We start from the raw sequence: 21,251 nt of genomic DNA on the forward strand, positions 1-21,251 counted from the left end.
GAGCGGACGGAGCTCCGGTGGCGGCGACACAGCAGGCGGGCCTGGCACGGGTGACGGTCGTCGCCCCCCACACCCGGGTGGACCTCGCGCTGCCGCACGCGGCGACGATCGCCGAGCTGCTCTCCTCCCTGCTGCGGGTGACGGGCGAGGAGGCGGCGGGGCCCTACGACGCCGACGGCGGCTGGGTGCTGAGCCGGTTCGCCGCGCCGCCCCTGGACGCCGGCCGCACCGTGGAGTCGCTGGCGATCCGTGACGGCGAGGTGCTCTACCTCTCGCCGAGGGAGCGCGCCCAGCCCTCGCCGGTCTTCGACGACATCGTCGACGCGGTGGCGACGACGGCCGGCGACCCGCAGCGCCGCTGGACCCCCGCCACGACGCGCACCGCCGGCCTGCTCGCCGGCCTGCTGGGCCTGCTCGCCGCCACGGCGGCTGCCGGCTCCGCCCTCGACGCTGCCGGGGTGTCCCGCACCACCGCCGTCGCGGTGCTCGCGGCGACCGGCGGCAGCGCCCTGGCCCTGGTGGCGGTCGCGGGCGTGCTGTCCCGGGCGTTCGGCGACGCGGTCGCCGGCGCCGTCGCCGCGGCAGGCGCCGTCGCGCTGGCGACCGTCGCCGGTGTCGCCGCCGTGGTCGTGTCCGGCTCCTCCGCCACTGGGCGGGAGGCCCTGGCGGCTGCCGGCGGCACGGGCCTCGTCGCGGTCCTGCTGGGACTGCTCGCGGTGGGGGACTTCCTGCCGGTGTTCGTCGGAGCCGGCTCCTCTGCGCTGGTGGCGGCGCTGGCCGGGCTGGGCGCCAGCGCCACCGGCTGCCAGCCGCAGAACCTCGCCGCGGTGACCGGCGCGCTGGCTCTCGGGCTCCAGGCAGCGCTCCCGGTGCTCTCCCTGCGGCTCGCCCGGATGCCGCTGCCGCGGCTCCCCGCGGACCTCACCGGTCAGGCGCGCGACGACGAGGCGCTCGCCGGCGTCGACACGCTGCGCCGGGGCCGGGCGGCGGCCGACGTGCTGACCGCCCTGCTCGCGGCGGACGCGCTGGTGGTCGCTGCCTCGGGCGTCGTCCTCGCGGTGGCCGGCGGCACCGCGGCGCGCTGGCTCGCCGGGATCCTGGCGCTCGCCCTCGTCATGCGCGCGCGCACGCACCCCGCCCGCGGCGAGCGCGGCGTCCTGCTCCTGGCGGGGCTGACCGTGGCCGGCGTGCTCGTCGCGGTCCTGACCGCGGACGCCGGGGCGCCAGGGCGTGCAGCAGCCGCCTTCCCCGCTCTCGCGATCGCCGGTCTGGTGGTGCTGCTCGCGACGGTGGCGGGCGTGGGCAGGGAGCCCTCCCCCTACTGGTGGCGCCTGCTCGACCTGGTCGAGATCGCCGCGCTCGTCGCGGTGGTGCCGGTCGCGCTGGCGGTGCCCGGCGCCTACGGCTACATGCACGGGCTGGGCGGCTGATGCCCCGGAGCCCAGCGGGTCGGTGACGGCCCTCAGCGCATCCTTCGCTCGATCTCGGTCGGCGCCACCTGCACCCGGGTGACCGGCCCGCGCCGGGCCAGCAGCAGATGCGTGTGGGCCGGCCCCTCGTCCTGCCCGGCCACAGCGGCGGCCGGCTCGGGAAGCATCCGCCGAGCCGCCGCCGGGTCGAGCCCGAGCCCGTCGCAGAACGCCTCCAGCAGCGGGGTGGAGCCGTTCGCCAACAGGGCGACGTGGGCCCGACCGAGCGCCAGCGACGCCGCCGGGTCGACCGCGCTCACCGACCGGGTGACGGTGACGAGGCAGCGCCACGGCCCGGCGGCCGCCGCCTCGACGGCGATGAGGTCGTTCTGGGCCTGGCGGGCACCCGGCACCCGGCGGGGGTCGCTGATGCGGTCGCGCACGAGCAGCACCGGCGACTGCGCGGAGGCGAGGCCGCTGCCGCGCGAGATGCCCTCGCCGACGGTGATGCGGTGGGCCGCCTCGCCAGCGACGCGCACCAGCGGCTGCCAGGCCGCCGGTCGCGTGGTGCCGACCGCCACCCGGGCGCCGAGGGCCAGCGCCCGCAGCGCGATGATCCGCCCGAGCTCGACGTCGTCGACCACCAGGCGGGTCGGCGTCCAGCTGAAGGCGCTGATCGCCACTGGCGCGCTCCCGGACTCCGAGCGGGTCGTGCCGAGCAGCAGCCCGCCGGCGGCCGTCGGGACGACCGCCCGGGCCATCGCCTCGGGAGTGGCGGGGAACACGGGCGCTTCGAGCGGTGCACGCGCGCTCACGACGCACCGCCGGGCGCGAGCGGCAGGGTCGCCAGCACAGCGGGCGCCTGCGCCCCGTCGAGCCGCCTCAGGCGGATGCCCGCCTGGCCGGCAGTGGCTGCCACCTGGGCCAGGGCGTCGGTCAGGACGGGCAGCGGGGCGGCCACGCGGACGAACGCGCGCACGAGCACCTCCGAGGTCTCCGTGGGCAGGAAGGTCACCGAGTGCGCGACGACGGAGGCCCGGGTGGCCTGCACGTCGGCGAGCCGCTGGGCCGACGCGTCGCCCGGCCGGCCGAACTGGCGGACCGCCCAGCTCACGTGGGCGACGCCGCCGGACTCCCAGTGGTCCCACCGCTCCTCGCCGGACTCCGGCGGTGTGGGCACGGCGTCCTGGCCGGGCGTCTCCCGCGACGTTCCTTCGGCCGCAGCCGCCTCGAGCAGAGCGGCGACGACGGCGGGCGCGTCGAGGGCCGAGGTCGCCACGCCGGCCGCGTCGAGGCGCGCGACGAGCTGGGCGGTGGCGCCGAGCAGGGTGCGCCGGGCTCCCTCCGCACCCCCGCCGCGACGTTCCACGGCCTCGGGACAGCGCTGGGGCTCCAGCCGGAGCGCGACCCAGGTGCCGCGGTGGGAGACGAGGCCGGTGGCGTCGGCGTCGGCGAGCAGGGAGGCGTAGGAGAAGGCCGCGGGGTCCTCGGACACCGGCAGCCTGGCGGCGGGCGACGGGACGGCCACGGTGACCAGCTGCACGGCCGCGACCCGCTGCTCGGGGTCGTCGAGGACCCCGCGCAGCAGCTCCACCGGCACCCCGGCGTCCGCCGCCTCGGCGCCGACGACGACACCCGTCGGCTCCACCGCGATCACCGTGCTCCAGGCGCGACCGTCGAAGAGCACGGCGATCCGGGCACCCGAGCGGTCGAGCGCCTCCTGCACCTCGACCTCCGGGAGCAGGCCTGCGAGGCCGGCCAACCGCTGGTCCCGGACCTCGCCGGTGCGCGAGGCGGAGCGGCGGCGGAAGCGCCGACGCGTACGCAGGTGCAGGTAGGCCCAGCTGCCCGACACGCGACCGAGGCTGAGCAGGACCACCACGAGGGCGAGCAGCGCGACGACGGCACCCAGCCAGACCGAGCGCACGAACGCGAGCAGCGCGGCAGCCACGGCGACCTCGACAGCCACGAGCTGGGCGGCTCCGAGGCCGAGCGGGCTGGCACCCCTCGGGCGGACCGAGGTGCGCGGCGCACGGCGTGCCCCGAGCGCCCGGCGTCGCCGCGAGGACTCCGACCGGCGTACGCGCTCCGTCCTGGTCGCCACTGCTACCGCACCCCCGGGACCTGGCCGCCGCGGTGCGGCTGGCAGAGCGTGGCCACCGCGGGAGCGGCAGCGCGGACCGCGCTTATGCTAGGCCCCGCTCTGGGCCGGCAAGGAGGTACGCATGCGCTCGCGGCGCGACCAGTTGCAGGCCTACCAGTTCCTCGCCCGGCGCACGACCGACGCCCTGGTGGCAGGCAGCGCCGACCCCGTCGGCCCGCACGTGGCACGCGTGACGCGCACAGCCCTGGCCGGGACGATGGTCGGCGTGCTCGCGCTCGCCGGCTTCGGCGTGGCCGGCCTGGTGAGCCCGGGCAGCGCCAAGGGCTGGAAGCGCAGCGACACCGTGGTGATCGAGAAGGACACGGGAGCGCGATACGCGTGGTACGCCGGCGCCCTCCACCCGGCGCTCAACTACACCTCCGCGCGGCTCGCCGTCGGCGGCCAGGCGGGCACGTCGAAGGTCTCGCGCGCCTCGCTGCACGGCGTGCCCCGCGTTCCTTCGACGATGGGCATCCAGGACGCGCCGGACTCGCTGCCCAGCGCCAAGAAGCTCACGACCGGGCCCTGGTCGGTGTGCACGGCGCCCGTGCTCGACGTCGCCGGCCGGGTGCAGCAGCAGCGCCGGACCGTGGTGCTGGCGGGGCAGGCGCCGACGGGGACAGCGGCCACCGAGGACCAGGGCCTGCTCGTCAGCGCCGGCGGGCGCGACACCTCGCTGTGGGTCGTGTGGGCGGGCGCCCGGCACCGCATCGCCGACCTGCGCGCCGCTGCGGCGCTGGGGCTGGCCGACGAGCCGGCCCGCGTGGTCGGGGCCGCGTGGCTCGACAGCGTGCCGCAGGGCGCCGACCTGGTCTTCCCGGCGCTGGCCCGGCGCGGTGCGCCCGGCCCGGCGGTCGCCGGTGCGGCCACCGTCGTCGGTGACGTGGTCGTCGCGCAGCTCGCCGACGGCGCCCAGTACGCCGTGGTGACCTCCAGCGGGCTGGCCCTCGTCTCGCCCGTCGCCGCCGAGCTCGCCCTGAGCCGCAGCGCCGGCGCCCGGGCCCGGTCGATACCGGCCTCGGCCTTGCCGTCGGTGGCGCGCTCGGCGACGGTGCCCGGGATCGACGCGCTGCCCGCGCAACGGCTGCACCCCGCCGACGCCTCGCCGAGCCACCGGGTGGTGTGCGTCGTGCGCCGGGTGCAGGCCTCCGGCGCGGGGCCGGCGGTCTTGCGGCTCACCGGGTCGGTGCCGGCCGGCCAGCCCCTGGCCGCCCCTGCCGGGAGCGCCACGCCCACGGGCGACGCGCTGGTGATGTCGCCCGGAGCGGTCGCCTACGTGCGCGCCGAGCCGGCCGCAGGAGTGTCGTCCGGCACCCGCTACCTGGTCACCGACCGAGGCCTGCGCTACCCCCTGGCCGACGACGAGGCCGTGGCCGCCCTCGGCTACTCCTCGGTCCAGCCGCTGCGGGTGCCGCCGCTGGTGCTGGGCCTCATCCCGGCGGGGCCGCTGCTCAGCCGCGCGGCGGCCCTGACGACTGCTGGGTCGACCACCGGACAGTAGACGTCCGCGCGCGTCAGCCTCAGCCCGCTGAGGCGGACGGGCTCGCAGTCGCGCTGCCGAAGACCGGGATGTCGAACGAGAAGCTGTAGGTGGCCGACGCGGACCCGGCCTCCGCGCCCTCGCGCACGTCGACGTCGAGGATCAGCACTCCCTCGTGGAGCCCCTTCACGACTCCGAGCGCGGTGGCGGGGGCCGCGCTGTCGGTCGACCCGGGCTTCGGTCCGACCGTTCGGGTCAGATCGTCGGTCGACAGGCGCAGCACGCCCTGCTGGTCCCAGAGGGCCTCCGAGAGCTTCTCGACCGAGGGGTACTTGACGTTCACGTAGACGACGCTCGGGGGGGACTCGGGGTCGCTCGTCTGAGTTGAGGTCGCGACCCGGTAGGCCGTGATGTGCGTGGAGGCGCCGCCGGGCAGCAGCACGGTGACGTCGATGCCCTTCTTGTCGTCCTTGGCCGCGAACCCTGAGCCACCGGCTCCCTCGGGGATGTGCAGGGTCGCCCGTGTCGGCGTCTGCCTGAGGTCGAGGGTGGTCTTGTCGTCCTTGACCAGGGGGTCCTTGTCGGCGGTGCTGCTGCCGACGCTGATGGTGCAGGCGCCGGTGGTGACGACGACGAGCGCGTACGCGGCGGCGGTGCACACCTGGCGGCGAAGGGTCCGGCGCCACCTGGGGGACCTCACGTCCTTGATGACCGCCACTCCTACCGCGGTCCCTGCGAGGTGCGGATCCCGGCGAGCACGTCGGCGCCCTCGGCCCGAGGCGCCGCGAGCGTGCCGGCGGCGCTCGGAGCGGTCACCCGGCCCGGCGCCCAGCCGCGACGGCGACCGCGCGGCAGGACCAGCGCCACCACTGCCAGCAGGGCCGCTGCGCCCAGGCCGGCGGCGGCGAGCACCACGCCGATCAGCGACGTGCGGTGTGCGTGCCTCGGGACGGGCAGTGCAGCGGCGGCCACCGGGGGAGCACTGTGCACCCCCGCCGCGCCCTCGGCGGGCAGGACCGCGGTCACCGCCGCGTACGGGTCGACGACGCCGGCGCCCACCCCGGCGTCCCGGCCCGCGGGCGGTGCGTCGGCGGTCGCCTCGATGCGGGCGACGACCTGGGCCGCGGTGAGCTGCGGGAGGTAGGCGCGCACGAGGGCGACGGTGCCGGCGACCAGGGGAGTCGCGAAGCTCGTCCCGGTCACGACGGCGTAGCGGCCGGGACCGTTCGCGCCCGCCACCACGACCTGCTGGCCCGGCGCCGCGACGTCGACGTAGTCCGCGGCGTGCGAGGTGTCGGCCCGCGCGTCCGCTGAGTCGGTCGCGGCGACGGCCAGGACCTCGGGGTAGGCCGCCGGGTAGTAGGTCGGGGGCGTCGAGCCGTCGTCGCCCGCCGGGCGGGTGCCGTCGTCGTTGCCGGCCGCCGCGACCACCACGACGTCGTGCGCGACGGCGTAGTCGACGGCGGCCTTCAGCGCCGGAGTGCTGCCTTCCGCGGTCGCGGAGATGTTGATGACCCGAGCTCCGGCGGCGACCGCCGCCCGGATCGCGGTCGCCATGCCGTTGGTCGTGCCGCGCGGCTGGCCCTGCTCCAGCCGCTCGGTCTGGCGGATCGAGAGCACGCGGGCCTCGGGCGCGATGCCGGCGAACGGCGTACCGGCCAGGACCCGGCCGGCGACCAGGCTCGCGACCTCGGTGCCGTGCCCGCTGCAGTCGACGCCGGACCCGCCACCGGGACGGCCGAGCACGTCAGGTCCGACGTCGACGGCGCCCCGCAGGTGGGGCGACGTGGCGTCGACGCCGCTGTCGATCACCGCCACCGTCACGCCCGCTCCGCGCGTCAGCGGCCACACCCGCCCGGGCTGGAGGCGGCTCTGCTGCCAGGGGCGCGCGACCTGCTGGTCCGGCGTGGTGGCGCACCTGCTGGTGGCGGCTCGTGCGGGAGCGAGAGGCACGCCGCCTACCACGGGCACTGCGGCCGCCGCCAGCAGTGCAGCAGCGCGGAGCAGGGCTCGCACGGGAACTCGTCCTCCGGCCAGGGTGCTCAACCCGTCGAGGCGGACGGGGTCGCGCTGCCGGAGAGGGGCAGGTCGAAGGCGAAGTCGTAGTTCGCCAGGATCGTGCCGCTCTCGGCGCCGTCGCGCACGTCGACGTCCAGGGTGAGGAAGTCCTGCTGGAGACCTTGCACGACCCCGAGCCCAGAGCCGGGGCCGGCGCCGTCCGTCGATCCGGGCTCCGGTCCGGCGGTCCGCGTCAGGGCGTCCTGGTCCAGGCGCAGCACTGACTGCTGCGCCCACAGTGCCTTGCCGAGCTCTTCCCGAGAGTGGAACTTGGCGTTCACGACGAGCTCGCTGGGCTCGGCTTTGGGCCCGCCGGCCGCGAGGATGGCCAGCCGGTACGCCGTGATGCGGGTCGACCCCCCGCCAGGCAGCAGGACCGTGACGTCGATGCCCTTGCTCGAGTCGGCCGCCGCGGCGCTCGAGCCCTGCTCGCCGTCACGCAGGTGCAGGCTCGCCCGTGTAGGCCGCTGCGTGAGGTCGAGGGTCACCTTGTCGTCCTTGACCAGGGGATCCTTGTCGGCGGTGCTGCTACCCACGCTCACGCTGCATGCTCCAGTGGTGACGACGACGGCGGACAAGGCTGCCGCGCACAGCGCGCGGCGGGAGGTGTGGCGACTCATCCGATGGTCACGTCGAAGCCGCCGTGCAGGTGCCAGTCGGTGAAGAACCTACGCAGGATGTCGTCCCACTGCGACGCGAGCCGCTGCTGGTCGACACGGGTGCCGACGTCAGAGGCCACCAGGTCCCTCACCTCCTGCGGGTGCTCGCGGAGCAGAGTCGTGTAGGCCGGCAGCGTATCGTTGATGATCATGTCCCAGCGCGGGTCCTTCGACGAGATGTTGAAGTCGGGCAGCGGGGTGTCGAGGGTGACGGTCGCGTCTGCGTGCCCGACGAACGGGATGTCGATGACCGGCACCTTGGCGCTGACCGACAGCGGGCTCACCTCGGCAGGCGTGTGGGCCCCCGGGATCGAGGGCGCCCCGACCATCGTGAGCAGGTAGGTGAAGGCCTGCCCGGTGACCGGGTGGTTGCGCATCGCGTCGTACTGGTCCGGGATGATGATGTTCTGCTCGCGGCTCAGCAGCGTCGTGTTGCCGGCGTCGAGCAGGGCGGTGTTGCCGGTCGCGGCACCGTCGTGGATCTGCTGCCACGCGTTGGTCGTGGCACGGTCGGTGATGCCGGCGTCCTGGAGCTCCTTGATGGCGTCCATGCCGCCGTCGAGGTAGGCCTCGTGCATGCCGCCCTGGTCGAAGAAGATCTTCTTCTGCATGGCCAGGAAGGTGTTCTCGTAGAACGCCACCTCGTCACCGCCGGCGTTCGCCAGCGCGGCCATCTGCTTGAGCTCCTCGGGCAGGGCGTCGCGCACCGGGCCGGGCAGCTTGTCGATGCGCTTCTGCAGCTCGCGGGCGAGGTTCTGCACCATGTCGAGGTCGAGGAACCCGCCGGCGAACGACGGCCCGATGAGGTTGGCCATCCCCGCCCACTGCAGCTCGGGGTGCTGCAGGAACAGGTTGCCGTAGTAGCGGTAGACCGCCAGGATCGCGTCGGGGTTGCCGGACGCGCCCTTCGTCGGGTCCCAGGCCTCGAGGTCGATGCCGGCTTTCTGCGCCGCGACCGCTGCCCAGTACTGCCGCAGCAGCCCGGAGTAGTCCGCCGGCGACATCCCGGACGAGCGGGCGAGGTCGAGGAGCCGCTTGAGAGCCGCGGGGTCGGTGGGGAGGTCGGGCACCGGGCCGCCCGCCTTGGCGCCGTCGCCGTTGGTGACGGCGTCGTTGCCGAAGGGTGAGGACGGCACCTGCATGACAGCGGAGGTCGGCGCGACCTCGGCTGCGGCGCGTACGGCTGTGGCGGCGTTCGCGCCCGCTTGCTCCACCGCGTCGCGGGCGGAGGAGAGCGACGAGAGGGCCGCGGTGCGCTTCCCCTCGCCAGGGTCGGTGAAGGGTCCGGTCTGGGTGCCGGCGCTGACCGCCGAGTTGTAGTCGTTGACCGCCTTGTTGGTGTCGGCGACGGCGTCGTTGTAGCTCGACAGGGCCGTGGCGGCCTTCTTCTGGGCCGACTCGAGCGCGTCGGCGTAGTGGTCCACCGCGGTCGAGGCCTTCGACATCGCGGAGCTGGCGTCCTCCCACGCGGTGGCGATCCGCTGCTGGGTGGCGCGCCACGCCTGCTCGGCCGCGCCCTCCCACGGGCCGGTCGACGCCTTGCGCACCGCGGCCGCGGTGTCGCCCATGGCGGTGCCGGCGCCGCGGAGCTCCTGCGCGTAGCCGCGGAGGGCGCCGGGGTCGCCGGGGACCGAGAAGTCAGGACCGCTCACTCGGGCAGCCCCCGCCGGATCCGGTCGACCTGCTCCTGCAGCTTGAGGTCGGTCTCGACGTAGCGCAGCGCGTTGGCGCGCAGCCCGTCGCCGGCGCGGGTCGTGTCGGTGTCGAGGGCCGTCACGCCCTGCTTCCAGGCCGCGGACATCGCGGACAGCGCCCCAGCCAGGTCGGCGTGCCCGACCGCGCCCTCTCCCGGCGCCGCGCCGCCCGCTGCCTGCACGCCTGGTGCGGGCGCGTCGCGCACGGCGCTGGCGGCGTCGAGGAGCACGTCGCTGTCGACACGAAGATCAGACACGACGGCTCCCTACCCACTCGCCGGCCGGTGACTCCGCCCGTTCGTGGCAACCCCAATCGAGCCGGACGCTGTCAGGCCGGCACCGGGCTGGGCCGGCGCAGGCTCGCCACCGCGCCCAGGGCCAGGCCGACGGCGACGAGAATCAGACCGCGTACCCACACCTCGCCCTCGATCTGCGTGAACAGCACGATGCACGAGGCGATGGCCAGGAAGGGGAGCACCGTCGGCGTGCGGTAGTGGTCCGCAACGGCGTCGGGCCCGGGCTTGCGGCGCAGCACGAGCACGGCCGAGTTCACGGCGACGAAGACGATGAGCAGCATCAGCACGAGCGTGGAGGCGAGCGTGCCGACGTCACCCGTCACGGCGAGGATGATCGAGAGTCCGCTCGTCGCCGCGATGGCGACCCACGGCGTACCCCGACCGGGCAACACCCGCGCCAGGGGCGAGGGCAGCAGGCCGTCGCGCGCCATGCCGTAGGTCAGCCGGGAGGACATGATCCCCGTGAGCAGCGCGCCGTTGGCGACGGCGACCAGGGCGATCGCGCTGAAGAGCTTGTCGGGCACGCCGCCGGCCTCGCGCACGACCTCGAGCAGCGGCCCGCTGGACTTGACCAGGGTGTCGGTCGGCACGACGGAGCTGGCGGCCAGGCCGACGAGCAGGTAGATGACGCCCGCCACCACCAGGGCGCCGAAGAGCGCCCGCGGGTAGGAGCGCCGCGGGTCCTTGGTCTCCTCCGCGATGTTGACCGAGGTCTCGAAGCCGACGAAGGAGTAGAACGCGAGCACCGAGCCGCTCAGCAGCGCGGCCGCCGCGCCGTGCTGGGGCGTGCCCACGTCGGTGAGTCGGCTGTAGTCGGCGTCGCCGCGCAGCGCGACCCAGGCGCCGAGGACGACCACGAGGACGAGACCGCTCACCTCGATCAGGGTGGCGACGGTGTTGGCGCGCAGCGACTCCTTGATGCCGCGCGCGTTGAGCAGCGCCAGGAGGAGCAGGAAGACCACGGCGACCGCTGCCACCGGGAGGTCGACGAACTCGTTGAGGTAGTCGCCGCCGAAGCCGCGCGCGAGCGCCGCGACCGACACGATGCCCGCGGCGAGCATGCAGAAGCCGACGACGAAGCCGGCGAAGGAGCCGTAGGCGAGGTTCGCGTAGTGGGAGGCCCCGCCGGCTCGCGGGTACTTCGTCGCCAGCTCGGCGTAGGAGCTGGCTGTGAGCAGCGCGAGGAGCAGGGCGATGACCAGCGGGAGCCACACCGCCCCGCCGGACTCCTGGGCGATCTGACCGACCAGCACGTAGACGCCGGCGCCGAGGACGTCCCCGAGGATGAACAGGAAGAGCAACGGGGTCGTCACCGCGCGCTTGAGGCTGGGCTGGCTCATGGATCGAGGTGTGCCTCCCGGGCGCTGCCGCGAAACTGTGCCGTCGGCGTGGAGGCCGGCCGGTGGCGGCGCTCAGCGCAGGTTGGTGAGGGTCGCCTGCGCCACTGCCAGCAGGGCTGTGGTGCCCTCGGGTGTCACATCGACCTTGGCGGCGGGCCAGTGGAACTCACGGATGAAGCCGTTGAGATGGCTGATCTCGGCCTTGACGTTGTCACGGGACTCGTCGCGCTGCATCTGGCTGACGCGGTGGCGCAGGGCGAGCAGGGTCCCTCCTGACGCATGCCCGGCCGCCACCTGGGAGGCGAGGGCGTTGTGCAGCGCCGCTGCCGCGCCGGGTACGACATGCCCTCGGGAGGCCGTCTCGGTGCAGGCGGTGCCTGACAGGGTCACGGAGCGCGGACTGCCGTCGACGCCGGAAGCGACGAACCCGATGGTCAGCTGCTTGCCTGCCGCGATGGTGCGGTTGGCTGCGGTCGGGTGGACGGTCACCCGGTGGCCGAGCTGGCTGAAGGTCCCGTCCCAGAGGCGGGTGACGCGCTGACCGGCCCCGGAGAAGGTGAACACGAGCGTCCAGTCGGTCACGGACGCCGTGGTGGTGTTGTAGACGCGCAGGGTCGACGTGAAGCCGGTGGCTCGGCCCGTCCACGTCCCGTTCAGCGAGTAGACGGCCTTGCACGACTCGACGGTCGTCGTCGGCGCAGGCCTCGACGAAGCGCTGGCCGGAGTTCCGACTGGCGTAGCGATGCTCGCGGTCAGGGTGGCGACGGCCAGGACGGCGGGGCCGGTCTTCACGCGCACTGGGTCTCCTGGGCTCGATGACTGGAGGCGACCTGCACTTCCTGACCGACGCCGACGGCGCCGTCGACAGACCCTCCCCACGGCCATCGGACTGGTCCCTCTGTTTCGACCGACGACGAAAGGCGTGCAGTCGGGTCACCCTTGCTGTGACCGTCTGGTGCGCCACGGGGGTGCCGTGGTCGGTCGCTCCGCCGACCGACCACGACCCGGTGCATCCGTCAAGTCCCGGACAAGACGCCGCCGCTCGCGGCCACCAGCGCGTGCCCCGTGGGAGTGCGGTGGTACGTGACGGACCGGCCGTCGCGCCGGCCCTCGACCAGGCCCGCCGCCCGCAGACGCGACAGGTGGCCGCCGACGCTCCCGAGCGGGAGGCCGAGCGCCTGGACGAGCTCGCTCGTCGAGGCGGGGGAGGCGAGCTCGACGAGCAGCCTCGCGCGCGTCGCGCCCATGAGCCGTGCGAGCGCCTGCGAAGGGCCCGGTGGCCTGCCGAGCAGCAGTGCAGCCGCACCGCGCGCCGGGTAGGCGAGGGTGGGTGCCCAGGCCGGCTCCATGTAGGCGGCCACGCCGGGGTGGACGAAGATCGAGGGCACGAAGAGGATGCCCTCGCCGTTCAGCTCCCGCGTCTGGGTGACGCCGCGCGTGATCTCCACGGCTCCCGCCCGCCACCGCACGGTGTCGTGCATCTGGTCGAGGACGCCGGCCCATCCGCGGTCGGCGAGCAGCGCGGACCTGTGGTGGATGTCGAGCTCCAGCAGCAGTCGCAGGTGCGGCCAGTGCTGGGCCAGCAGCGCTTGCCAGGCGGCCTCGAGGGTGTGGCGAGCACCTGCACGACGTCTCGGCGCTGGAGCATGTCGCGCACGGCAGGATGGACGACAGGCTCGAGCTCGAGGGCACGGCGGATCTCCTGCCGGGCGAGTCGCGTGGGCGTCTCGCGCACCGCGGCGATGTCGTCCTCGATCGTCTGCTGAGCACCGCGTGGCGGTGGCGCGATGAAGTTGGCGCTCATGGCCATGTGCTGCAGAGCGAGCACCGCATCCACGGGCACCCGCGTGCGCAGCTCGACGAACGCGGGCCGCAGCTCGCTCACCCAGGGCTGGCCGAGACGGCGGCGGGTGCGGCCTGACAGCAGGCGCAGCAGGTTGTCGAGCTCGAAGACGGGGGAGATGGCCAACCTGCTCGACAGGACGTCGCGCTCCCCGACGACGAAGCGCATCACCGACGTGGACTCCTTCGCACGCCGCCGAAACTACCGCGCAGCCCGGCGCGTAGCCGTTGGTCGACGCTCCGTGCCGATCTTCGCGCAGGTGGAGGTCATCCACAGTTCGATCGGGTGAGCGCCCACGCGTACCGGCTTTCGGCCTACTTTCTCCACCGCACCCTGTACGTCGTCCGGGGAGCCCCGGTGTCCGTTCGGCTGGAGGGTGGGTCAGGTGCACGCGTCGAGCGTCGTCGAGGACGAGGTCCGCGAGCTGGTCCGCCGCCGCGGCATCGACCCGGCGAGCGAGCAGGCGGCCGTTCGCCGCCTGGTCGACGACGTGATCGCCGACTACGACGAGCGCAGCCTCGACGGCTCGCTGCCGGCCCTCCTCGACGCCCGCGGCACCGCACGGGACGTGTTCGACGCGGTGGCGGGGCTCGGCCCGATCCAGCGCTACCTCGACGACCCGACGGTCGAGGAGATCTGGATCAACGAGCCGAACAAGGTGTTCATCGCCCGGCACGGGGTGGCGGAGCTGACCACGACGATCCTGACCGCCGAGGACGTGCGTGACCTGGTCGAGCGGATGCTCAAGCCGTCGGGCAGGCGCATCGACGTGAGCTCCCCGTTCGTCGACGCATCGCTGCCCTCGGGCGCCCGCGTGCACGTCGCGATCCCCGACATCACGCGGGCGCACTGGTCGGTCAACATCCGCAAGTTCGTGGTGCGCGCGACGCACCTCGACGACCTGGTGGGCCTCGGCTCGTTGACCGCGCCGGCCGCGCGGTTCCTGGAGGCGGCGGTCGCGAGCGGGCTCAACATCCTGGTCGCGGGCGGCACGCAGGCGGGCAAGACGACGCTGCTGAACTGCTTGCTGGCAGCGGTCCCTCCGCGCGAGCGGGTCATCACCTGCGAGGAGACCTTCGAGCTGAAGGCTCCGTTGAACGACATCGTGGCGATGCAGTGCCGGCAGCCGAGTCTCGAGGGCACCGGCGAGATCAAGCTGCGCCGCCTGGTCAAGGAGGCGCTGCGCATGCGCCCGAGCCGCATCGTCGTGGGCGAGGTGCGCCAGGAGGAGAGCCTCGACCTGCTCATCGCCCTCAACAGCGGCCTTCCCGGCATGTGCACGATCCACGCGAACAGCGCCCGCGAGGCCGTGCAGAAGCTGTGCACCCTGCCGCTGCTCGCCGGCGAGAACGTGACCCACCAGTTCGTCGTCCCCACGGTCGCGTCCTGCGTCGACCTCGTCGTGCACGCGGCCACCGAGGCCGACGGCACCCGGCGGGTGCGGGAGATCGTCGCGGTGCCTGGCCGGGTCGAGGGCGACGTCGTCGAGACGGCCGACATCTTCACGACCCGCGACGGCCGGCTCGTGCGTGCCGAGGGCTGGCCGCCGCACCAGGAGCGATTCGCCCGCAGCGGCTTCGACCTCGCCCGACTACTGCAGGCGGCCTGAGCCATGGGTGCCCTGATCGGTCTCGCGTTCGGCGCGGGCCTGCTGCTGGTGTGGCTGTCGTTCGGCCCGCCCCGGGAGCCGAAGCCGCGCACGACCCCGCGCCTGTCCGAGCGGATGTCCGACATGCTCGCCCAGGCGGGCGTCGAGTCGGTGACGCCGCTCGCCCTGGTCGGCGCGTGCGCCGGCACCGGCGTCGTCGTCCTGCTGGTGATGGCGCTGGTGTCGCACTCACCCGTGGTGGCGACCGCGTTCGCCAGCATGGCCGCCTACGCGCCGCTCGGGCTCGTCCGGATGCGCCAGCGCAAGCGCCGTGCCGACCTGCGCGAGCTGTGGCCCGAGGTCGTCGACAATCTGGCCAGCGGCGTACGCGCCGGGCTCTCGCTGCCCGAAGCCCTGACCCAGGTGGGCGCGCGAGGCCCGGAGCAGCTGCGCAGCCACTTCGTACGCTTCGGCGAGGACTACCGCGCCACCGGGCGCTTCGGCCCGTGCCTCGACCGGCTCAAGGCCTCGCTGGCCGACCCGGTCGGCGACCGCATCGTCGAGTCGCTGCGCCTCGCGCGCGAGGTCGGCGGCTCGGACCTCGGGCGGCTGCTGCGTACGCTGTCCGGCTTCCTGCGCGAGGAGGCGCGGGCCCGCGCCGAGCTGCAGGCCCGCCAGAGCTGGACCGTCAACGGTGCCCGGCTCGCCGTTGCAGCACCCTGGCTCGTCCTCGGCCTGCTCGCCTTCAACCCCGACGGTGTCGCGGCGTTCAACTCGGCGGCCGGGGCGGTCGTGCTGCTCGTGGGCGGTGGCGTCTGCCTGCTGGCCTACCGGCTGATGCTGCAGATCGCACGCCTGCCCGAAGAAGAGCGGGTGCTGCGATGAGCCGCAGCCTGCTCGGGGCACTGCTCGGCCTGGTCGCCGGCTTCGGCGCGGTGACCGCGTTCTGGCGGCTGCCGGTGTTCCGCCGTCCGCGGCTGGACGACCGGCTCGCCCCCTACCTGCGCGACACGCCACGGGTGTCCCGGCTGCTGCAGGAGTCGCGCTCTCTCACGCCGTTCCCGACTCTCGAGCGCATCGTCGGTCCGGCGGTGCGCGACGCCGCTCGCGTGCTCGAGAACGTGCTCGGTGGCAGTGCTTCCGTGCGCCGCAAGCTCGAGCAGTCGGCGAGTCCGCTGAGCCTCGAGCAGTTCCGTGCCGAGCAGGTGCTGTGGGGTGCCGCCGGTCTGGGTGGCGGGCTCGCTCTCTCGCTCGCGATGCTCAGCAGCGGCAAGGGTCGACCTGTCCCGCTGGCGCTGCTCTGCCTCGTCGCAGCAGCCGGGGGAGTGCTCGCGCGCGACTACTGGCTCGGGGCCCAGGTGACCAAGCGCGAGCAGCGCATGGTGCAGGAGTTCCCGACCGTCGCAGAGATGCTGGCGCTCGCCGTCAGCGCCGGTGAAGGGGCGGCCGGAGCGCTCGAGCGCGTCTGCGGCCTGAGCTCCGGCGAGCTGACCCGCGAGCTCTCGCGTGCGCTCGCCGACGCGCGAGCCGGCGCGTCGCTCGTGACCGCGCTGCAGGGCGTCGCTGCCCGCACGTCGCTCGCCCCGCTCGCCCGCTTCGTCGACGGCGTCGCCGTCGCCGTCGACCGGGGAACGCCGCTGGCCGACGTGCTGCGCGCGCAGGCCACGGACGTGCGCGAGCTCGGCAAGCGCGACCTGCTCGAAGCCGGTGGCCGCAAGGAGATCGGGATGATGATGCCTGTCGTCTTCCTCGTGCTCCCGGTCACGATCGTCTTCGCCCTCTACCCCGGCGTCGTCTCGCTCGACATCGCCGGCTGATCACCGCAAACCGCAACCACGAAGGAAGACCTCTTCATGTCCGCCTCCCTCGCCCTGACCAGGGCAGTCCACTCGCTCGCCGCCCGAGCGGCTGCGGCCGCCGACTCCGACGACCGCGGCGACGTCCCGGCCTGGGTCTTGATCACCGTCATGACCGCGGGCATCGTCGGCGTGCTGTGGACCTTCGCCCAGGACCAGCTCCACGACCTCCTGGACGACGCCTTCACCTCGGCCACCTCGAAGCACTGACCCGTGCGGCCGCCGGCACTGCGACGCGCGCTCCACGACGACTCGGGCGCGGCGGTCGTCGAGTTCTGCCTGGTCGTCGCGGTGGTCGTGCCGATGGTGCTGGCGATCCTGCAGTTCGGCCTCGTCCTGCACGTGCGCAACACGCTGCAGGCCGAGGCGGCCGAGGGCGCGCGCGTGGCCGCGGCCGCTGACCGCACGCCGGTCGACGGCCGCGTCGCCACCGCCTCGCTGGTGAGCGGCTCCTTCGGCAGCGGGCTCGGCCAGCACGTCACCGCGGGCACCTCGTCCGACGACGGGCTGCCGACGGTCTGGGTGCGGGTGCAGGCCGACCTGCCGCTGGTCGGCTGGCTCGCCGGCGTCGACGGCGGCATCGACGTCACGGCGCACGCCGTGGACGAGGGTGCATGACCCCCGTCGACGAGCCGGTGACCACCGACGGCGGCAGCGCGCTGATCGAGACGGTGTTCCTGGCCGTGCTGCTGCTGGTGCCGCTGACGTGGGTGATGCTGGCGGCGTTCTCGGCGCAGAACGCCTCCTACGCGGCGGCCGCCGCCGCTCGCGAGGGCAGTCGCGCCTACGTCACGACGCAGGGCGACGCGGACGCCGCCGCTGAAGCCCGGGCACGCGCCGCTGCCCACCTCGTCATGACGGACTTCGACGCCTCGTCGAGCCGCGAGCGCATCGCCGTCTCGGGCAGCCTGGCGCCCGGCAGCTTCGTCACCGTCACCGTCCGCACCCGCGTGCCGCTGCCGTTCCTGCCGGGCTTCCTCTCCCACGCCGCCGTGCCCGTGCGTGCACAGGCGCTCGCCGTCGTGGACGAGTACCGGTGAGGCGGCTGCGCGGCGACGACGGCTCGATCACGCCGCTGCTCCTGGGCTTCGTCGCCATCCTCGTGGGGCTGGTCGCGGTGATCACCGACTCGTCGGCCGCCTTCCTGGCCCGTCGCTCGCTGGTCGCCGCCAGCGACGGCGCGGCGCTCTACGCTGCCGGCGCCCTCGACCGCGACCGCCTCTACGACGAGTCGCTGACCCGGCTGCCGATCGAGGCGAGGAGCGCGCGGTCGCGCGCCACCGCGTACCTCGCCCGCACCGACCTCGACGAGCACTACCGCTCCGTACGCGTGCGCTCCGTCGACCTGGACCCGGGCGCCACCAGCGTCACGGTCGAGCTCACGGCTACCGTCGCGCTGCCGTTCGTCGGCCGCATCAGCGGCGGGCGCCGCACCCTACGCATCACTGCGTCGTCGACCGCGCACTCACCGCTGCGCTGACGCCCCCGCAGGGCGTCCGGCACGGGCCTGAGGGAGGATCGGGAGGTGAACCTGGACCCGGTCGACGCAGCCACCTTCCGGGCGGCCTTCCGTCGCCACCCGGCCGGCGTGGTCGTCGTCACGGCCGACGCGGGCGACGGGCCCGCCGGGCTCACCGCCACCTCCCTGGCCTCCGTCTCGCTCGAGCCGCCGATGGTCTCGTTCGCCCTCGCGTCCGGCGCGTCGACGGCGCCGACGCTGCTGAGCGCCTCGACCTTCGTCGTCAACCTGCTCGCCGACGAGCACGCCGCCGTGGCCCAGCGCTTCGCCACCACGGGCGTGGACCGGTTCGCGCCTCCCACGCGGTGGACCCGGCTGCCCACGGGCGAGCCGCTGCTGCTCGACGCGGCGTCGTGGCTGCGCTGCGAGACGGCCCAGCGGGTGCCCGTCGGCGACCACACCCTGCTGGTCGGGCGCGTGCTCGAGGCCCGCGTCGACGGCGACGCCGCACCGCTCGTCTACCACGACCGCCGCTACCACGGGCTCGGGGACCACACAGCGCTCGAACCGTGATCTTCCGCGTTCAAGTCCGCGTCGCAGGTGCCGAAGAGAACTCCGCGTCCCCGGTAGGCGGGGTCCGTGGTTCCTGGAGGATCTCGTGCGGTCTAGTTCACTTCGGTACGCGGTGGCGGGCGTCGCCCTCGCGTGCAGCCTCGCCGGCTGCTCCGGCTCAGGGTCCGGCGCGGCCGCCGAGGCGCCCGCCGTCACCGTCGGCGTCGCCATGCCGCAGGGCGACTCGCGCTGGGCGAGCGACGCGGACAACATGGTCAAGCAGCTCACCGCGCTGGGCTACAAGACCGAGGTGACCAACGCCGACAAGGCGCCGGCGACCCAGGTGACGCAGATCCAGGCCATGATCGACCACGGGGACAAGGCGCTCATCGTCGGCTCCGTCGACGGCGGTGCCCTCAAGGACGTCCTCGCCAAGGCTGCGGCGAAGAAGATCCCGGTCATCGCGTACGACCGCCTCATCACCGGCACCAGCGACGTCGACTACTACGCGACCTTCGACAACGCGAAGGTCGGCGTCCTGCAGGGCCAGGCGCTGCTCGACGGGCTGAACGTGGCGAAGGCGACGCGCCCGCTCAACATCGAGGTCTTCGCAGGCGACCCCAAGGACAACAACGCCGGCTTCTTCTTCGACGGCGCGATGAGCGTGCTCAAGCCTTACATCGCCTCCGGCAAGATCAAGGTCGTCAGCGGCGAGACCGAGTTCGCCAAGGTCGCGACGCCCAACTGGGACGGCAAGACTGCCCAGGCCCGCATGGAGAAGCTGCTCGCCGGCCCTGACGCGGGCGTGACGCTCGACGGCGTGCTGGCCCCCAACGACGGCCTGGCCCGCGGCATCCTCGCGGCGCTCGGCGAGAAGGGCTACGGCGCCGCCGGCAAGCCGTGGCCCGCGATCACCGGCCAGGACTCCGAGCTCGAGTCGGTCAAGCTGGTCGCCTCCGGCGAGCAGACCGAGACCATCTTCAAGGACACCCGTGAGCTGGCCAAGGTCGCCGTGCAGATGACCAACGCCGTCCTCGACGGCGACACCGCGCGCGTCAACGACACCAAGCAGTACAACAACGGCGTCAAGGTCGTGCCGACCTTCCTCCTCCAGCCGGTGAGCGTCACGAAGGCCAACTACCAGGGCGTCCTGGTCGACAGCGGCTACTACAAGAGCAGCGACCTCTCCTGAGGCTGCGCACGTCCTGACCACCCCGCATCCCCTCAGGTCCGCGCGCGCGGACGCAGAACCAGGAGCCAGTCGCATGGGTACCACGCCCGCCCCCCTCCCGAGCCGCCTCGCCGGCTCGTTCCTCGACCGTCCCGTACGCGTCAAGCTCGTCGCCCTCGTCGTCGCCAGCCTCCTGGCGCTCGCTTCGTGCGTCGCCGTGACCGCGAAGACCAACCGCACGGCTGCCCAGACCTCCGAGCAGCTGCGCAACCTCAACTCCGCCGCGGCGCTGGTCCTCCAGCTCGACCGGCTCGCCAGCGAGCTCAAGGTGGACGGGCTGCAGGCGATCGTCCGACCTGACCCGGCCGCGCAGGTCCAGGTGCTGCAGGACCAGATCACGCGCACCAACACCACCCTGGACCAGTTGACCGCCGCCGAGCTGCCGAAGGCGCAGAAGGCCGGCGTGCAGACGCTGAAGGACGTCTACACCGACTACGAGGGCGTCATCACCCGCTTCGTGAAGAACGCCGGTGCCGACCCGGAGACCGCTCGCCTGTCGTGGGAGCAGATCGACGTCGACAACTACCTCGTCAGCGCCGTGCTGAAGAACAACCGCGACAGCTTCTCGAAGGCCGTCGCCCACGCGGAGAAGGCCGCCGCCGCGCAGCGCAGCAGCGCGACGCACCTGCTGTGGTTCGTCGTGGTCCTCGCGGCCTTCGTGGTCTGCCTCATCGCGTACGTCGTGGTCGTCTCGATCACCCGCCCGCTGCGCAAGGTTCGGGCCTCGCTCGAGGCGATGGCCAAGGGCGACCTGACCGTCTCGGCCGACGTGCCGCACCAGGACGAGATGGGCCAGATGGCCCGCGCGCTCGACCAGGCGCTCGCCGGCATCCGCGAGGTCGTCGGCTCGGTGTCGGGCTCCGCCCACGCCGTCGCCGCCGCTGCCGAGGAGATGTCCTCCACCGCCGCCGCGATGAGCTCGTCCGTCAACGAGTCGGGGGAGCAGGCCCGCCGCGTGTCCGACTCCGCCGCCGAGGTCTCCTCCAACGTCCAGACTGTCGCCACCGGCGCCGAGGAGATGCGCGTCTCGATCGACGAGATCGCCCACAACACCAACGAGGCCGCCCGCGTCGCCAGCCAGGCCGTGCAGCTCGCCGAGTCGACCACGGCGCAGATCGGCAAGCTCGGAGCCTCCAGCACCGAGATCGCCACCGTCGTCAAGGTCATCACCACGATCGCCGAGCAGACCAACCTGCTGGCGCTCAACGCGACGATCGAGGCCGCTCGGGCCGGCGAGTCGGGCAAGGGCTTCGCCGTCGTCGCCAACGAGGTCAAGGAGCTGGCGCAGGAGACCGCGCGGGCCACCGAGGACATCGCCAAGCGCGTCATGGCGATCCAGAGCGACACCGAGGGCGCCGTGTCGGCGATCGGCGAGATCAGCGCCGTCATCAGCCAGATCAACGACTTCCAGACCACGATCGCCAGCGCGGTCGAGGAGCAGACGGCCACCACCGCCGAGATGAACCGCAGCGTCGCGGCCGCCGCCGCCGGCGCCGCGGGCATCGCCGACAACATCGCCGGCCTGGCCGACGCCTCGCACGTCACCACCGCCGGTGTCGCCCAGTCCAAGGAGGCCGTCAGCGAGCTCAGCACCATGGCCCACGAGCTGCAGACGATGGTGTCGCACTTCCGCTACTGAGGTC

23 protein-coding genes and 1 pseudogene are annotated in these 21,251 nt (G+C 73.9%); 14 read left to right on the top strand and 10 right to left on the bottom strand.

The window, feature by feature from the left end; genetic code table 11:
* Nucleotides 1–17: 17 nt before the first annotated feature.
* On the top strand, nucleotides 18–1,430 hold the full coding sequence (gene eccD / locus CLV35_RS14390) for a type VII secretion integral membrane protein EccD (protein ID WP_183061986.1): 1,413 nt from the start codon (nucleotides 18–20) through the stop codon (nucleotides 1,428–1,430).
* Between the two features lie 32 nt (nucleotides 1,431–1,462).
* On the opposite strand, the gene CLV35_RS14395 is transcribed toward eccD, so the two are convergent.
* Complete coding sequence (locus CLV35_RS14395) at nucleotides 1,463–2,224, bottom strand: hypothetical protein (RefSeq protein ID WP_121194174.1); 762 nt, start codon at nucleotides 2,222–2,224, stop codon at nucleotides 1,463–1,465.
* Entirely contained in the window at nucleotides 2,221–3,513 is a 1,293-nt protein-coding gene (gene eccE, locus CLV35_RS14400; RefSeq protein WP_183061987.1) for a type VII secretion protein EccE, read from the bottom strand. Before eccE ends, CLV35_RS14395 begins: the two co-directional genes overlap by 4 nt.
* A 121-nt stretch (nucleotides 3,514–3,634) precedes the next feature.
* Between eccE and eccB the strand changes: the two genes are divergently transcribed.
* Entirely contained in the window at nucleotides 3,635–5,053 is a 1,419-nt protein-coding gene (gene eccB / locus CLV35_RS14405) for a type VII secretion protein EccB (protein WP_121194176.1), read from the top strand.
* Between the two features lie 19 nt (nucleotides 5,054–5,072).
* On the opposite strand, the gene CLV35_RS14410 is transcribed toward eccB, so the two are convergent.
* The 8 genes and pseudogenes from CLV35_RS14410 to CLV35_RS20910 all read right to left on the bottom strand — a co-directional run.
* Entirely contained in the window at nucleotides 5,073–5,693 is a 621-nt protein-coding gene (locus CLV35_RS14410; protein ID WP_121194177.1) for a hypothetical protein, read from the bottom strand.
* 59 nt (nucleotides 5,694–5,752) lie between these two features.
* Nucleotides 5,753–7,048 carry a type VII secretion-associated serine protease mycosin gene (mycP, locus tag CLV35_RS14415; RefSeq protein WP_183061988.1) on the bottom strand — a complete coding sequence of 432 codons (1,296 nt, stop codon included), beginning with the start codon at nucleotides 7,046–7,048 and terminating at the stop codon, nucleotides 5,753–5,755.
* 26 nt (nucleotides 7,049–7,074) lie between these two features.
* Complete coding sequence (locus tag CLV35_RS14420; RefSeq protein ID WP_121194178.1) at nucleotides 7,075–7,632, bottom strand: hypothetical protein; 558 nt, start codon at nucleotides 7,630–7,632, stop codon at nucleotides 7,075–7,077.
* Between the two features lie 74 nt (nucleotides 7,633–7,706).
* On the bottom strand, nucleotides 7,707–9,401 hold the full coding sequence (locus CLV35_RS14425; RefSeq protein ID WP_121194179.1) for a WXG100 family type VII secretion target: 1,695 nt from the start codon (nucleotides 9,399–9,401) through the stop codon (nucleotides 7,707–7,709).
* Nucleotides 9,398–9,700 (bottom strand): hypothetical protein, encoded by a 303-nt coding sequence (locus tag CLV35_RS14430; protein ID WP_147431979.1) that lies wholly within the window; start codon nucleotides 9,698–9,700, stop codon nucleotides 9,398–9,400. The genes CLV35_RS14425 and CLV35_RS14430 overlap by 4 nt, the downstream gene beginning before the upstream one ends.
* A gap of 71 nt (nucleotides 9,701–9,771) precedes the next feature.
* Nucleotides 9,772–11,079: an APC family permease gene (locus CLV35_RS14435; RefSeq protein WP_121194181.1), complete on the bottom strand. Its 1,308-nt coding sequence runs from the start codon at nucleotides 11,077–11,079 to the stop codon at nucleotides 9,772–9,774.
* 72 nt (nucleotides 11,080–11,151) lie between these two features.
* Complete coding sequence (locus CLV35_RS14440; RefSeq protein ID WP_183061989.1) at nucleotides 11,152–11,871, bottom strand: cellulose binding domain-containing protein; 720 nt, start codon at nucleotides 11,869–11,871, stop codon at nucleotides 11,152–11,154.
* Nucleotides 11,872–12,095: 224 nt separating this feature from the next.
* A pseudogene (locus tag CLV35_RS20910) lies at nucleotides 12,096–12,704 on the bottom strand (DUF5937 family protein); the annotation flags it as partial.
* A 38-nt stretch (nucleotides 12,705–12,742) separates the two neighbouring features.
* Between CLV35_RS20910 and CLV35_RS19755 the strand changes: the two are divergent.
* The 12 genes from CLV35_RS19755 (at nucleotide 12,743) to CLV35_RS14500 (ending at nucleotide 21,247) form a co-directional block, all read left to right on the top strand.
* Nucleotides 12,743–13,000, top strand: a complete 258-nt coding sequence (locus CLV35_RS19755) for a hypothetical protein (protein ID WP_147431981.1) — start codon at nucleotides 12,743–12,745, stop codon at nucleotides 12,998–13,000.
* 40 nt (nucleotides 13,001–13,040) lie between these two features.
* Nucleotides 13,041–13,211 carry a hypothetical protein gene (locus CLV35_RS20145; protein ID WP_183061990.1) on the top strand — a complete coding sequence of 57 codons (171 nt, stop codon included), beginning with the start codon at nucleotides 13,041–13,043 and terminating at the stop codon, nucleotides 13,209–13,211.
* 96 nt (nucleotides 13,212–13,307) lie between these two features.
* On the top strand, nucleotides 13,308–14,531 hold the full coding sequence (locus CLV35_RS14455; protein ID WP_121194185.1) for a CpaF family protein: 1,224 nt from the start codon (nucleotides 13,308–13,310) through the stop codon (nucleotides 14,529–14,531).
* Between the two features lie 3 nt (nucleotides 14,532–14,534).
* Nucleotides 14,535–15,395: a type II secretion system F family protein gene (locus CLV35_RS14460; RefSeq protein ID WP_121194186.1), complete on the top strand. Its 861-nt coding sequence runs from the start codon at nucleotides 14,535–14,537 to the stop codon at nucleotides 15,393–15,395.
* Entirely contained in the window at nucleotides 15,392–16,327 is a 936-nt protein-coding gene (locus CLV35_RS14465) for a type II secretion system F family protein (RefSeq protein ID WP_121194187.1), read from the top strand. Before CLV35_RS14460 ends, CLV35_RS14465 begins: the two co-directional genes overlap by 4 nt.
* 36 nt (nucleotides 16,328–16,363) lie before the next feature.
* The gene (locus CLV35_RS14470) at nucleotides 16,364–16,576 is read left to right on the top strand and encodes a hypothetical protein (RefSeq protein ID WP_231121830.1); all 213 of its coding nucleotides are present in this window, start codon (nucleotides 16,364–16,366) and stop codon (nucleotides 16,574–16,576) included.
* A gap of 3 nt (nucleotides 16,577–16,579) precedes the next feature.
* Nucleotides 16,580–16,984 carry a TadE/TadG family type IV pilus assembly protein gene (locus tag CLV35_RS14475; RefSeq protein WP_121194188.1) on the top strand — a complete coding sequence of 135 codons (405 nt, stop codon included), beginning with the start codon at nucleotides 16,580–16,582 and terminating at the stop codon, nucleotides 16,982–16,984.
* Entirely contained in the window at nucleotides 16,981–17,406 is a 426-nt protein-coding gene (locus CLV35_RS14480) for a pilus assembly protein (protein ID WP_121194189.1), read from the top strand. Before CLV35_RS14475 ends, CLV35_RS14480 begins: the two co-directional genes overlap by 4 nt.
* Nucleotides 17,403–17,846, top strand: a complete 444-nt coding sequence (locus CLV35_RS14485) for a pilus assembly protein TadG-related protein (RefSeq protein WP_121194190.1) — start codon at nucleotides 17,403–17,405, stop codon at nucleotides 17,844–17,846. Before CLV35_RS14480 ends, CLV35_RS14485 begins: the two co-directional genes overlap by 4 nt.
* 45 nt (nucleotides 17,847–17,891) lie before the next feature.
* The gene (locus CLV35_RS14490) at nucleotides 17,892–18,398 is read left to right on the top strand and encodes a flavin reductase family protein (protein WP_231121831.1); all 507 of its coding nucleotides are present in this window, start codon (nucleotides 17,892–17,894) and stop codon (nucleotides 18,396–18,398) included.
* Nucleotides 18,399–18,510: 112 nt separating this feature from the next.
* Nucleotides 18,511–19,569 (top strand): substrate-binding domain-containing protein, encoded by a 1,059-nt coding sequence (locus CLV35_RS14495; protein ID WP_231121832.1) that lies wholly within the window; start codon nucleotides 18,511–18,513, stop codon nucleotides 19,567–19,569.
* A gap of 73 nt (nucleotides 19,570–19,642) precedes the next feature.
* A complete protein-coding gene (locus CLV35_RS14500; RefSeq protein ID WP_121194192.1) occupies nucleotides 19,643–21,247 on the top strand; it encodes a methyl-accepting chemotaxis protein in 1,605 nt (534 codons plus the stop codon).
* The last annotated feature ends 4 nt before the right edge of the window (nucleotides 21,248–21,251 follow it).

The sequence above is a fragment of the Motilibacter peucedani genome (genome assembly GCF_003634695.1).
Classification (GTDB): Bacteria; Actinomycetota; Actinomycetes; order Motilibacterales; family Motilibacteraceae; genus Motilibacter; species Motilibacter peucedani.